This is a genomic window from Caecibacteroides pullorum (genome assembly GCF_019239235.1).
GTDB classification, from domain to species: domain Bacteria; phylum Bacteroidota; class Bacteroidia; order Bacteroidales; family Bacteroidaceae; genus Bacteroides; species Bacteroides pullorum.
Genome location: NZ_JAAZTS010000002.1, coordinates 149,680 through 163,692 on the forward strand (window position 1 = coordinate 149,680; position 14,013 = coordinate 163,692).

The window sequence follows — 14,013 nt, forward strand, 5'->3', positions numbered from 1 at the left end:
GTTATAATGAAATTAATAGTGCCACATATGTAGCCAATAAGGCCGTTATCTCTACCCAGAACATTGGCTTCGTCATAAGGAATGCCGAAACCGCATTCCCTTTCCAATGCTTCTTCATCGCCCAGACCGTATTAGCCAGATAAACCGCCCATACCAACAGCATCCACGGGCAGGTTAATCCGACCCACACTTGTGAGAACAGAATGCAGAGAATGGCGCCTGTAATATGTATCGGCCGGTCAATTCCCTCCCTGAAATTGGGAGCGATGCCAATCAACAGCATACCCAGGCAGGCTAAGAAGGCCGTGAACTGGTAGCAGTCAGGGGTTGCCTCCAGAATGGCCGGCATCAGCAGACCGGCAGTCAACCACATAGTCGCTCCGAACCACATTTTATGCTCCAGCTTGTAGAAGGTTGCACTGATGGAGGCTGGTACACCTCCGAATTTGATGCACACCGCAGCCGTATAGGCTGCAATGCACAAGGCGGATAAGATAATCAACGTCGTCATGATTCCTTTGTTTGAAGATTTAGCTTCTCGGGATACCCCGTCGTATAATCGTAGCTCTCTATTTCCTCTATTGTATTCAGCTTCGATACTTCATCCTTATGTTGTGCGGTGGTGTTGTAGCACTCCAATGCATACAGCTCAAGCGCGGAAAGCATCTGTATTGCTGTGTCGCATGGAATGGTGTAGCTGTTTCCTGAGAACCACAGCGTAGTGGTTTCGTGTCCGGCGGATTTCTCTATCTGTGTAGAGTTCATAAGACCGACACGTGTAGACTTGTCAAGCCATACGGTATCTCCATCGAGGACAAACGAATTTACATTATCCGACTTGTCGTACGCCTCAATCTCAGCCAGTACCTTGGCCTTCACCTCGTCCACACGGTTCTTATACGTGCCGTCCAGACAGCCGCGTATCCAGTCCACGAGGATGTCGTAGTCTTTTACTGAGGCATCTTCGGAATTAATTCGCCTCTTCCGCTCGATTTCTTCGGACAATGCTGTGTAATCCTGCGATTTCATCAGCCCGTAAGCATTCATCACTCCCGCCACTACGGCCTTATCGAGGCTGTACGGCTTCTGCACCCGCACGGAGAAGGCTTCGGTCACGTCCTGCTCCGAACCATCTTCGTTAACACTCTTCACGGCCTTATGTCCAATGAACACAGTCACGTATCTACCCTCGTCCATGGATTGGATTTTTCCGTCTTTCCAAACGGTTTTGCTGCTGTTGTAGTCTTCTTCCATAGTGGAAGGCACTACCTGATAATTGATTGATTTCATACTTCAATATACGTTAATTGGTTTGTTGAGTTCTTGAAGATATACCCGCACTGGTTTTCGATTTCCACCTCTTCCAGCGGAAGGACGGCTTGTTTGCCGTACGCTCGTTCGCAAGCCTGTATGAACTGAATAATACCTTGGTAATTGCCGTGAAATTCACGGGCAAGGATTTTTCCGGTTTTCTCGCCTTCTACTACTTCTTCGATGCCGACAAGGCACTTGATCCAGTTGGCTTCACGCTGCGAATTGTACCTTAGCTCGTAGTCATAGATTGTGATTGACATGCCTAACAGGTCTTTGATTTCGACATGTCTGGCATCCATCTTACGGTCTATCCGTATCTTCTGTGTCAATGCGGGTAACTTCATCTTGTTTTCTATGTATCGCATCAGCGCATAGTTGTCGGCGTGCTTCATCAGGCCATAATAGGATGCCCACGACTTGTCTGAACGGCATTTCCTCGCTCGTCGCAGGGTAGCTTTCCGCACAGATACGTAGCCTTTGTCGTGTCCGCAAACTACCCTGCCTTGGTTCCGATGAAAAACGTACCCGCAGAAGTCGCACGGATTGGACAAAGGTCGCACTTGTGCACTTCCCCTCTTGGCACGCATTCCCAATCTGTACCACCACCAGTTCCTGATGCGCCACTTGGCGGCTTGCGCCTCTTCTTTCATGGCGAACGGGAGGAAGTTGTCGTCGGCATAGCGGACGCTTACAGGCGATATCGACTTCACGAAATAGTCGAACTCGAGCATGACGATGTGGTGGACGAAGGGGCTGGTCGGTGTTCCGATGGGGAGTTTCCCTTTTACGAAACACACATCGACGGCATAGTCAACCAGCCAAGAGTCGGCCACCATTTGCTTCAACGCTCTTCGGAATACCTTAGGAGTAATATGCTCGTAGCATTTCCGCTGGTCGATAACGAGGCAGTAATGAAGGTCTCTTCGGTCGTAATAGATATGCTTCAGCCGGTGGACGACGGAACGCGAGTGTCTCTTCGACGTAATCCCGCATGTGGGTTTGCAGTTCAGGCCGTTCAGGTTGTCTTTCCGGGAATAGTGTGGCTCCAACAGGTTCAGCAAAAGGTGCTGGTAGATGCGTGTCTCCAGCGACGGGCTAAGGATGTTACGCACCTTGCCGTTGTTGTTGACCTTCACGATGCTCCGGTAGGACAGGCGTTCTTTCCAGCTTCCGTCCTTCAGCGCAAGGAACAGGCTTATGCAGCGGTTGTCGAAGTCTTTTTTGAAGGCTTTGACATCGCGCTTGGAGCCGTGTTTGCGGAAGGCTCTGTAGGCTGCCGACTGCATATCGCTGATGCTTAGGTTAATATTTATGTTATCAATTCTCTTCATATTGTTTGCAAGCCGGGCTTGCATGACAGTGTGGGTACCACCGTCACCCGCACTCCTTACTGCGGGCTTGTCTTATATATTCGTCATTCCAAGACACGGCGAAGCGGTTCTCGAAGTTTTATTGTTCCTGTTTGGGCAGACCCGCCATTGTTGCGATTGGCATTCGTAACGGCATTATTCGCAGTGAAGGTACGAGGCGAGCAAGTGCTGCTGAACGCATTACCGCGAGAACGGCAGGCCGTCCGCTTCACCGTTTTTTCAACCCTCCTTTCCCGTTTCGGAGGTCTCGGTCCTCATGCCGGACTTGACGGGAGACGAAAGGATTTCTGCGGGGCTTGCAGCCCCTTTATTCCGCTTGCAGCGGGCTGCGCCTACTCAATCAAGGCTTGGGCAGACCCGCCAGTGGCGCGATAGGCAGCCGTAACGGCATGATTCGCAAGCAAGTAACGAGGCGAGCAATTGCTGTAGTTCGCAGCACCGCGAGAACGGCAGGCCAAACGCACACGCTGGTTAAGTGTCGTACTCCAATAGTTGTTGTCCCATACATACAGACATTCCCCGGTGGATATGCTTCCGCCTTTCTCGATTTTCCATGGTGCATAAGGCAACCTGCGAAGAGCGTAACCGTCACCAAGATTGGTTCCCTCGCCTATCATCAGGTATTGGCTTTCAAAGTCAAAGACACCAAGTTCAGTTTTGGACGAACTTTTTTCGGTGTGCCATTGCAGCTGGTCGGGTTGCAGATAAAACTTGACAGGATTGCCCGTACTTGCACTGGTAGGATAAAGGCAGGTACCAACCTGCTCATAACCGCCGCCACAATACATGAATATGTCTCCTGAAAGATTTACTCCGGAATAGAGCGACATGCGCAGGTTGACTTCTACATCCCAGCTTTGTTCAGTGCCATCGGAAGTATAGGCCGTAAAGGTCTGTGACATGACTTTATATACACGCACATTCATGCTGGCCGTACCGTCCGTACCGGGAACACTGACATAACGGTACTTGTATCCGTAAAACTCAAATTCAGTGTCTTCTGGAACGCCTGTCTCCACGGCAAAGCTGAAGGCCATCTGGCTTTCCATGCAGGCTTCTTTGGGGTATTCCGAATTTATCAAATTATAGAAGTGAGTACGGTTACCGGTTGCGTTGTAATAGATATCTTTCTGGTCGCTCCATTTTGCGTACGTCCATGTTTCTGTACCGTTTTTTTTGAACCTGACACCACCGTTTACCAGCCAATTCTCTTCATTGGCACAAGAGTCGTTGGACGATATCCCGCTGCCGAACATGTTGGCGTTATGCAGGTATTTGGTGCCGTAAAGCACCTCAAGCTCCGTAATTAACGTGTTCAAGGCATGATAGCCGCCTTCTGCAAACGGATAAGGGGCGTTGGCGTCCGCATTGTTCGAGCGGGCGTAGGTCATGTTGTTAATCTGTTGCATGTCGTTGACACGAGGATAGGTCTTTTCCTGGTCGTAGAACATGGTACACAGGTTGTTCTGGCCTTTTCCTGACTGGCAGTTGCCTTCACCCTTATACAGATACAGGAAGTTTCGTGTCTTCTTGTTCACCGTACATGCCGGGCCGGGGCCGATGGCGGTCGGTACAAGAGGGTACTTGCTCACGTCAATTCCGTCCCACACAACTGGATTGGTGAATATGCCTTTCCATGCCTTGCCGCTCTCGCCGATTACGTTGTCAAGCAGATACACGGTGTCAGTACGGGCAATACCGATGGTGTATTTGGTCTCGGTGGTTTCCCACGGGCGGAGCACGCGAACTTCGGTACCCTCCGAGTTGTAGAGCTTGGCCATGCCGTGCTCATTGTAGAACGCCTCGGCATCGAACGCACCGGCATCGCAGTATTTCTGCTGCTGCGCTTCGTCCAGATACAGCTCGACGTCGCACTCCGCACGCTGCGCCTCGGTAATGCCGACGGTCGGCGCAAAGCTGCCGTCCGCAAACCGCAGCAGGTTGTTGCGCATCAGCTTGCCGACAGGCTTCGTGGTCTGACGGGTGTTGTCGGTGGTATCAAGCAGATAGAAGTCGTACTTCATCAGGATGTCTTTTGTCCCTCGGAAGAAAGACACGCTTTCAGGTGCCAGCTCGTCGGGGTCCCAGCCGGCAACGGCATAAGGTGACTGGGACAGCTTCAACTGCTCCACATCTTCGGATAGCCCTTCAAGGCTCTGCTTCGTTGCATAGGTACCAGCCGCCTCGGTCTTGGTGAGCTGGTCGGCGGTTGCCTGTGTGATTGCTTCTTCCACTTCTGTTTTGGTCGCAAGGCCGCTGATGTCGGGAATGTCGGACTTCTTGGCGAACTTGTCTGTTTTTACCTTCTTGTTGTTTCCTCCGCTATCCACAACAGGGATATATTCTTGTCCGCTTACTTCACTCAGTTCGGACATCTGGCTGATTTTCTGTCCTTGTATATCCATATACGCTAAAAATTATAATATGATTTCAACTTACTTTCAATGCTCTCTTCCAACTGGATATATTGTTGGTTTTCTCCCATCAATATTCCTCCATTCTCTAGAAGGATAGCATTATATATACCTTCAACAGGAAATGGGTCTGATGCTTCTCCATGGCGCAAATTTCCAATCCGAGGAATCCTCTCAGCACCCAACCTGACTTGTTCCAGTTTTACTTGTTCGATACCAATCAGGTCCATGGTCATTCCCCCGAAACTATGTATGCGTTTATCACTTCGCACAAGCTGACGATTTCTACCGTGACACCTGAAGGAATGTCTATTTGGAATATCATATTCCTTGATGCTTCGTAACTTGTCCAGTTTCTCACGGGTACTGGGTTCATACCGTCGATGTATGCGTACACGGTAAGCTGGCCGATATTATTCTCGGCTTTGTATTCTCTCTCCAGCTGGACAACCGTTGTCCCGGCAGATACAAAACTGGCCTTGTATTTGCTGCCTTCCTGCGTGAAATTTAATTTTTGATTTGCCATAACTATAACATTTTTGTTGATTATATTTTAATAAATAACCCAACTTCGAAAATTATTCGGTATTGACCTACTGACAATACAATGATCATCCGTGCAAGTTGCGATGCAGGTTATTGGAACTAAGATGTTGAAGATTTAGCTTCCTGCCTTCAAGTGATTCAGGTGTTCCATTATGGGTTATTGCCCATTGAACCTAAATATCATTACCTATTCATATCTTTCGCATTTCTTACTGTATATTAATTTCCTATATCGTATATAGCTACTTTTCTTATAGAATCCGTGCCGTTTCCTAAAATATACATTTCTTCGGATTCACTATCTAAAACAGAAGTATATGGAAACGAACCTTCTATTTTACACTTAAGAATATTAAAATCACAATTAACTGTAGATCTATAAGCAGTAGATATTATATTGTTTTCAAATTTAACGCCATTTTTAGATGTGCCATAACAATAAAAATTTGAATCAGGATATAAAAAATTACCTGTAATATCTCCCATAACATGATTATGGCTTTCTTGCTCCCAATTTTGTATTCCTACTTGTAATCGCGCATTATTTAATAACAAATTATTTTTAACAAGTCCGCAAATATTACTTATTAAGAAAGAACCCCCTTCGACTTTATTATTCCTTATGTCAGCAAAAGTAGAACTATAGCAAAAAATAAAAGTACTTGCACTATTTATAATATTATTTACAATACAAAAGGATGTAATTGGAAGTATTCCTTTTATAACTAAAAGAACACAACCTTCTTTGTTACCAGGTTGAAATGAGTTAAAACTTGTCGGTATATTTACTGTATTATTTTTTGCAAATCCTAATACAGAGGCATCTTGCGAATTTTGAAGGTCACTTGTACTTTTAGATAAAGCATATGAAAATAAATAAAAATAAACATGATCGGCCGATGTATCTGTTGAAGGGCTCCTAGAATCTACTATATTGTGCACTGTCTGACAATATACAGCCATTAATACATTCTTAAAATCAAAATTAGCTTCATTATTATACTCATCAACCATTTTATATATGTATCCCTTACAATTATCATCTACGGGATAATTAGTATCATTATCAAAACAATAATATATTGTCCAAGCATCTAATTTTGAATTATTAAAATAGCTGTCATCTTTATTTTTTGATGCTTTAGCTAAAGCATCGAATGAATTTGTGCTATTTGCTGTAACAGTCAAATCAAATCTATGATTTGCTGATTTAACTCTAGGAATTTCAGCATATAGACCTATTGAAACATTTTTAATTATTGTTTCATAATCTGTTATTTTATATTTTTGACCGGGTACTAAACCCGAAGAATCCTTGAGTGCTTTCAATTCAGAGTATGTTATCTCTATTGGTTCAACAACAGAAGAACCTCCCAAATTATAAACTTGGCCGTTTACAGATACTTTTTTAATTATTTCCATAATCTTATTTTTATTAATTAGTAAATTCAAAAATCAACGTATCTTCTTCAACCCTAGTTTCATTATCTGTTATAACAAGAGTTCCATCAGTTACATTTGCATCAATCAAACTAGTAAATACAAGTCTATCTCCAACAACATGAACTTTAGTTCCTGTATAAATGTTAGAAAGCAACGCTGTTATCTCATCTACGGTTGTTTCGACAGTATTAATCCTGTCATTCAAGCTGTCTATTTTTGCAGATAACGGTATCAATGCGTTAGACACAATCTCTTCTACTTGTTCTTTTGAGATAGAAGCTTGCAGGCCAGGAATTTTGACTGATCCATCTTCAAATACTGATACCGCGTTTTTCCGATTTGTATCCGATGTTCCAATTCCTATACTAAATACAATCTTCTTGCCATCTATTTCAGACAAATTAAATTTGCCGAACGCCGTTTCATAATTATTTGATATAGAAAGATTATAACCGTGAGCGAAAGAGTAGTTACCTGAATGCACTATACAATTCGCGCCACCAACATGGACGGCATAAAGCAAACTAGCTACTTTATTTCCGATGCCTTCAACATGAGGAGCATAAATCTTACTGTCCTGCCCATGCCCGGGTATCATATCGCCGGCAACATTATTATAACCTTCGACATGTCCGGCTTTATCACATACAACGTTATTTATTCCTTCCGCATGTGTGCTTAATCCTAAAGCTCCGTGAAAAATATAATTCCCTAACTTTTCAGAATCGAGTTGAAAATAGTAACTTCCATCTTCACCGTAAGGATAAACCTGAGTCGTAAAGTTTCCTAGAAAATCTCTAATTTTCTCTACGTCGTTCAGAATTACAGAACTTTCCTCTCCAACATCCCAATCTGCTTCTGTAGATCCTTCTACGTGTGAACTAGGACCTATCCCAATAGTGTAAATTCCTTCTACATGCGCTTGTGAGGCCATAGCCCAAGTTTCTCTTCCTTCAGCATGAGCATCAGCCGCGTATACCGATGTTTTATAACCTTCTGCATGTGCTCGTGGACCTGCGGCTGTTGTTTCCCGTCCTTCCGCATGAGCATACGGTCCGTCTGCTTTATTGTTAATATAGTCATTAAAATATTCCGCGCCCGGATAATTTGGATTACCTTTGCCGACACCATTTCCACTTCCACTTATCTCTCCCCAAACAGCTTTCCCATCTTTTATATCATATAGTTGGTAAAACTTATATCCTTTTTCAGATATTGTATCCGGAACTCTGCAAAGCTGGCCAACAAAAAACATATAAAGATTATTATCGCTGTCTGTCCATGTCAATGTAGCATCTGTAGGAATGCTGTCGATTGTAGGAACTGTGTACTCCAAATGATGGTGTCCTACTACGTTTCCTACAAATACCCCTTCTACTTCTTCTTTTGTAAGTACGAAAGAATCATTAACGGCCTGCCCTGTCGATATATAATCTCCTGTTAAATCATCCCAAACCCACCATATCATATCTCGTATAATAGGGCTTCTTCCTCGGGCTGAGATACCTGTGTCTATGTATTCCTTATTTACTGCATCCCATATCAGCCATGTATAATTTTCAGAAACCTTGCAAGGATGCGTTTTAAGCTCTTCTGCTATAGTAACTGCTGGCTCTTGTAGCTTAGAAACAGTTATCAACATAGCCCATTCGTCGTTATCAGAATAACGGTATTCAATACCGTTATCTCCCAAGCGCAATTGAACTGATCCGGCGGATACTCCTGTTGATACTCCTCCAATGTACCAAATACCTTCTTTTATCTCCGGTTTTATGTGGTCTGTAAGTATTGTTCTTAACAAAGAAATAGTTATTGAAGCATCAGAACCCGTTCCGCCCTTCGACATCAAAACCCTATCATTGTCTGAAACGCTAGAGTAAGGCTGAAAATCCTTTATATCTAATAATTTTTCCATATCAAATAGAGTCTAACCATTCTGTAAATCCTGAAATTGTTTCTGCGCCGCCGAATTTATACAAACTTCCATTTATCGATATTACAAATAAACCATCATCTGCTACAATAAGCGTATCATCTAAACTCAGCGTTTTCAAATATCCATTTAATGGAGGAAGCTTATAATATCTGTCAGTATAAATCAAAGCCGAAGATTTAGATCCTGTTGCCGCACCGAGAACTTGGATGTCTATATAACCATCAAAATCATTTATTGTAAAAATTGGATTACCATTATTATGAATAATAATGTTACCATCAATTCTAACCTGTGTTAGATCAGCACGATTAAATGAACCACCTTCTGCTGAAAGATCTTTAATTTTTACATTACCTTCCGCATCAATATACAATTTATCATTAGGAGTATTTATTGATTTCTTGAGAGTAATGTTTTCAAATGTTCCCTCTTTAAATGTTCCGCCTGTCGCAGTTAAGTCTTTAACAGATGTATTTCCGTCCTTATCAATATTGAAAGTACCATTTTTGCTAGAAATACTAGCGACAGTAACATTTTCAAAAGCTCCGCTTGTTGCATTAACTTCTCCTTTGATATGTGCATTTGTCTGCCATGTTTCGCCCTTCTCGTTTACCCTGAAAGGAGCATTATCTAAATCTGTGCTGCCTATAGCTAATCTTGTCTTATCGCCTTCAAGTGTACCTGATAATACTGTAGTAGGATTTCCATCGCTGTCGTATATTACGAGTTCGTTACTTTGCAAGAACTTAATCTTTGCATTTTTCGCAAGTAGGAACGAAAGGAATAACGAAGCAACATTCTGGCTCGTTTGTTCCCAGTATGTAGTATCCCTGTATGTAATCGTTGTAGAAGAAATATGTGTCTTTTTGCAAATATAGGCTTCCCACCCAGTATCAAGCGTATTATTTTGAACAAGTGCAATGTCTAGGAATCGTATAGGCACGTCTTCCAATCCAGTATCATTTCGGTATTCTTTTCCAACAACCCATTCTGATACCCTTGTTGAACACCCGGATACCCCGGGACTACCGTCATCTCCAGGTTTTCCTGGATCTCCATCCTGTCCGTCCGAAAGTACGAAAACCGTTTCAGCATCAAGCATCTGCTCACCTTGATACAGATAGAACCTGATTGAATCCTTAATATTGGAGCAAGAGATATTGGAACGGTACTCGTAAACCGTCTCAACGCCTCCGTCAATACTGAATTTCATCGTCAATCCTTCCGGAAGTGTCTGGAGAAACGAAGCATTTTGGCCAGCCACCTTTTTGATGTGACAGGATATGTAGGCCGTCGATAAGCTACCATCCTTTTCTATCTTTATACATTGTACGGATGGGAACAGGTCGTATATCACGGCATCCTCTCCTCCGCTGAACTTCGCCAGTATCAGCGTTGCAGACTTTATGTAAAGCGTATCCTTATATCGGTATGTGGCGTTCACACTGATCTGAATACGGTCTGTGGTAGATACTGATACTGATTGTACGGTCACCACATTCCCGGATGAGGTTGCTGTCACACCCTCGGGAACGTCCAGCGTCACACCTTCCACAGCTATTTCATCATTGCCGGAATAGGCACGGACGGTCGTAGAGAATGGCAGTCCTCCGGTAACGTTCCCAGATGAATCTACAGTCAGGACACCCATCTCGTTATCCAGATCTATCAGTACCGGGGTGATACCGTCTTTGACGAACGTAAGCGTATAGGTCTGCCTGAATTCCGCATTCCCTTCGCAGTTTACAACGATGTCTACGTATGCATAGTTCGTGTCAGTCACTCCTGTTATATATACCACACCATCCTGTTGCACGCAGGTGCATCCGTGTGGTTCTACATCGACCAGGAATTTTCCGTTCCCGAACGTTTCACTGTAGTACAGTTCCTCTTTACCTCTGAATGCCTGTATACGGGTCTTTAGTCTATAATTCGAAACGACAACATCGCTTTCCCCGGAATATACGTCACTTTCCCCAGAGTACACGTCGCTTAGTTCCAAGAATCCTGTAATTACATTCCCATTTTCGTCCAGTGTCACTATACCGGAATATTCCGACAGGACCACTCCGTATGCCGATTCGCCACGAAGATTTTCTTCCTGTTCCGGGGTAAACTGTATCTGCACTCCGGTAAAATAGTTGTTTTCGCTGTAGGTACCATAACCGCTCATTTCCATACCTCCGATGACAAGTCCGTCTAGAAGTCCGTCCTGCATGGATATATTCTTCGTAGGGTTGATGGCCCAGGTAGTCACATCCTTCAGTCTCCGTGTATAGTATCGTGTCTCGTAGGTAATTGATTGTCTGGTTTTGTCTGTCGGGTTTCCATATGCAAAGAAATTCATACCTTGAATAGGGTGAACGGATGTTCCCTGTTGTAGTGAGTACCTAAACCGGTAAGTTCCGGCTACATTTTCAAGGATCTCAATCGGCATGAAATAGGATGTAGAGAAACCGGAATACGACCAGAACCCGTTGGCATCCTCTTTGTCCTCTGTCGCATTTTCTCCTATAATGTTGTGAAACGTACCACGGCAAAAGTCATTCACATGTGGAGTTCCCCACTGGCCTTCCAGCAGTTCCAACTCTGCTATCATTTGTTCCGTATCTACGGACTTGATTGTGCCATAGGCAAAGCTGTTTGCCTTGTCGCCGGAAATCACATCGATGCAGTTAAAGGTTATCTGTGGTACAGTCAACGAGTCACGTAGTTTCAACGAACGCATTTCACCGTCTCCATATTGGTCTATTCGTGCCCCAGAACCACCAACCATGCCTGTTGTGAACTGCCCGAAGTCTGCACCTCCCAGGAAACGTTGGAGGAAAGTTGTCGAATCGGTCTTATCCTTCCTTAAAAATGTCGCAATAGATTTCAATGCGGAGAATACATTGCTGTCACTGGCTGGTGTGGAATCATTTGTTCTTATAACATATATTGAGCTTCCGCTTCCAGTGAACGTTTGCCCCTTGTATGTCAGCGTTCCTACACTTTCTTCCAATGACCCGATGCGTGAATATGCAGCACTTTCTCCTATCGTGTATGTGGGCGTGTCCCAAGGGATGTCGAGGTTAAACTCCCAGCCGATTACACGAGAAACCCTACCATCCACAAAGAATCCTTCGTTTATGAGGTTTATCCGCTGGCCAACATCAAATGTACGGTTAACCTTATCCTCATAAACCCAGGTTGAATATAGCGGTACTGTGAATGTACTGTCATCAACCATCATCTTGTCAAGCCGCTTTTGTCCTTCCTGCATCAGCTCTTGTTCGGCTTCTGGCATTAACTTGTCTGATACGAAAGAAGTATCATATCCGTATAGGACATATTTATCACCGTCCTGAGGCTTAATTATGTCATCTGGCAGAGGTCGTCCGTAATCTTCGTTTCGTATTATCTCCCATTGATATGGATCATCACCGTTAGGATTGAATATTACTTCAAAGTCCATACCATTCATAAGTCCACTTTCAAAGATTACATGCAGTGTTTGGCCTTCTATAATGTATTCCTTCGAGAACTCAAGTTCTGTATCCCGATAACGGTAGAAAGTGGCCTCCGACATACTTCCATCTTCATTCTCGACCGTACTATTATAGGATGTAACTTCAGAAATCGTTCCTATTCTTTTAGGGTAGATGTCGTCTATTATAAGAACCTCTTCAATTGCTTCCTCCTGACTCATCCCAGGATACGCATCAAGATACGGCACTCCTTCAGGAAGCATCAGCCTCCTTTGTACCACGCCGTTCACGACCACCTGTTCGTTTACAGGGCGATAATTCACAGGAATATTCCTTTCTCCTCCGAATACATATAGCCTTGTTGCAAATGTACCGGAACTTTCACTCCTTTGCATGTCGGATGCTTCCTTATACAGTTCTATCTTTACAGCATCACCGAACTCGCATCTTCCGAAGCGGATAACGTTCTCTGTCACCCACCACTCACATTCAAGTGCTTCGGCCATCATGGTAAGTGCATCGAGCATGTTTGTATTCGAGTAGGTGAGTGCTACTGCTTTGTCGGGAACAGTATCATCTACTGCAAATGTGAAATCAGTTCCCCTGAATGTATATCCAAGTTCCTTGAGGTTTCTTAGGAAAATGCCCATGTGTACAGATAGCGAAGCTGTCAACGACCATCCCGCTTCCTGCCCGTGTCCTTCAGGAATGTATTTGAATATCTTGTTTTTCCACTTCATGTAATACGCTTCCATCTTAAGCTGATAATCATATCCACCTGTGGAGATATTCGGAACTGGGCTCTGCGTGTCAGTGACTTCGTATACTTTGGATAATCGTCCTCCTAATGAATCGTCAAGTACTCCTGCGAGGTCTGTATAATCACCTATACAGAAACGGATTGGTTCAGGCGTAGAAAAGCAGAGGATAATGTAGTCCTCCTTCATCAGAGTAAACTTTCCCTTGGCCCCTTTATTGATAGGGGTGGTAAATCTTAATTGGCCAGATATGTCTTTGATGTCAATGGTTGTCATTGTTTGGTTTCGTACACCTTCATACGATGTTTTTACAAAAATACTAATAATGTTTGAAAATCAAACATTTTATTGCAAATTCCTATTTTCTGGATTGGGCTCTTCCAATTTCAAAGTAAATTTCCCGATACCTTGCATGAACTGACTGAACTGACTGCATGATTTGTATATCATTCGATATACTAAATCTTTCTGATATGAGGTTTTTATTTCCAATGAACCTTTTTTCAGTTCTTCGCAGAAAGAGAGGTATCTTTCAAAAAACAGTTCTTTGGTAGGAGCTGTCAGATGAATTTCCAACGACAAACTTCTTTCGTCTACTTTTGCATTATCTGTTATGACCTTTTTCCCATGTTCAAGTCTTGATGAGTTTTCTATATACTCTTTATTGGGCGCAGGAGTCATCAGTGCAGATAGTGATGTATCAGTCATGCTTATTCCCCATGTGTCATAAGCATCTATTCCGTTAATATAAAGCTCTCCTTTCAT

Annotated in this window: 10 protein-coding genes; all 10 read right to left on the reverse strand. The window is 43.6% G+C overall.

The features are described from left to right. Position 1 precedes the first annotated feature (1 nt). Positions 2 to 511, reverse strand: coding sequence for a glycosyl transferase (locus HF894_RS02535; protein WP_204970976.1), 510 nt, complete (start codon positions 509 to 511; stop codon positions 2 to 4). Next, positions 508 to 1,290, reverse strand: a complete 783-nt coding sequence (locus tag HF894_RS02540; RefSeq protein ID WP_204970977.1) for a DUF4376 domain-containing protein — start codon at positions 1,288 to 1,290, stop codon at positions 508 to 510. The genes HF894_RS02535 and HF894_RS02540 overlap by 4 nt, the downstream gene beginning before the upstream one ends. Next, the gene (locus HF894_RS02545; RefSeq protein WP_204970978.1) at positions 1,287 to 2,645 is read right to left on the reverse strand and encodes a reverse transcriptase domain-containing protein; all 1,359 of its coding nucleotides are present in this window, start codon (positions 2,643 to 2,645) and stop codon (positions 1,287 to 1,289) included. The genes HF894_RS02540 and HF894_RS02545 overlap by 4 nt, the downstream gene beginning before the upstream one ends. A 371-nt stretch (positions 2,646 to 3,016) precedes the next feature. Next, complete coding sequence (locus HF894_RS02550; protein ID WP_204970979.1) at positions 3,017 to 5,089, reverse strand: hypothetical protein; 2,073 nt, start codon at positions 5,087 to 5,089, stop codon at positions 3,017 to 3,019. 5 nt (positions 5,090 to 5,094) lie between these two features. Next, positions 5,095 to 5,328, reverse strand: coding sequence for a hypothetical protein (locus HF894_RS02555; protein ID WP_204970980.1), 234 nt, complete (start codon positions 5,326 to 5,328; stop codon positions 5,095 to 5,097). A gap of 2 nt (positions 5,329 to 5,330) precedes the next feature. Continuing rightward, a complete protein-coding gene (locus tag HF894_RS02560; protein ID WP_204970981.1) occupies positions 5,331 to 5,624 on the reverse strand; it encodes a hypothetical protein in 294 nt (97 codons plus the stop codon). 239 nt (positions 5,625 to 5,863) lie between these two features. Next, entirely contained in the window at positions 5,864 to 7,066 is a 1,203-nt protein-coding gene (locus HF894_RS02565; protein WP_204970982.1) for a hypothetical protein, read from the reverse strand. A gap of 13 nt (positions 7,067 to 7,079) precedes the next feature. Beyond that, entirely contained in the window at positions 7,080 to 9,002 is a 1,923-nt protein-coding gene (locus tag HF894_RS02570) for a hypothetical protein (protein ID WP_204970983.1), read from the reverse strand. Position 9,003: 1 nt separating this feature from the next. Next, positions 9,004 to 13,524 (reverse strand): hypothetical protein, encoded by a 4,521-nt coding sequence (locus tag HF894_RS02575; protein WP_204970984.1) that lies wholly within the window; start codon positions 13,522 to 13,524, stop codon positions 9,004 to 9,006. 69 nt (positions 13,525 to 13,593) lie between these two features. Then, positions 13,594 to 14,013 carry a hypothetical protein gene (locus HF894_RS02580; protein ID WP_204970985.1) on the reverse strand — a complete coding sequence of 140 codons (420 nt, stop codon included), beginning with the start codon at positions 14,011 to 14,013 and terminating at the stop codon, positions 13,594 to 13,596.

What these genes read in the sequence shown, in the direction of transcription:
- HF894_RS02550 (WP_204970979.1), bottom strand. Translation starts at nt 5,089, where the DNA reads ATGGATATACAAGGACAGAAAATCAGCCAGATGTCCGAACTGAGTGAA.
- HF894_RS02575 (WP_204970984.1), bottom strand. Translation starts at nt 13,524, where the DNA reads ATGACAACCATTGACATCAAAGACATATCTGGCCAATTAAGATTTACC.
- HF894_RS02545 (WP_204970978.1), bottom strand. Translation starts at nt 2,645, where the DNA reads ATGAAGAGAATTGATAACATAAATATTAACCTAAGCATCAGCGATATG.
- HF894_RS02560 (WP_204970981.1), bottom strand. Translation starts at nt 5,624, where the DNA reads ATGGCAAATCAAAAATTAAATTTCACGCAGGAAGGCAGCAAATACAAG.
- HF894_RS02555 (WP_204970980.1), bottom strand. Translation starts at nt 5,328, where the DNA reads ATGGACCTGATTGGTATCGAACAAGTAAAACTGGAACAAGTCAGGTTG.
- HF894_RS02580 (WP_204970985.1), bottom strand. Translation starts at nt 14,013, where the DNA reads ATGAAAGGAGAGCTTTATATTAACGGAATAGATGCTTATGACACATGG.
- HF894_RS02535 (WP_204970976.1), bottom strand. Translation starts at nt 511, where the DNA reads ATGACGACGTTGATTATCTTATCCGCCTTGTGCATTGCAGCCTATACG.
- HF894_RS02565 (WP_204970982.1), bottom strand. Translation starts at nt 7,066, where the DNA reads ATGGAAATAATTAAAAAAGTATCTGTAAACGGCCAAGTTTATAATTTG.
- HF894_RS02570 (WP_204970983.1), bottom strand. Translation starts at nt 9,002, where the DNA reads ATGGAAAAATTATTAGATATAAAGGATTTTCAGCCTTACTCTAGCGTT.
- HF894_RS02540 (WP_204970977.1), bottom strand. Translation starts at nt 1,290, where the DNA reads ATGAAATCAATCAATTATCAGGTAGTGCCTTCCACTATGGAAGAAGAC.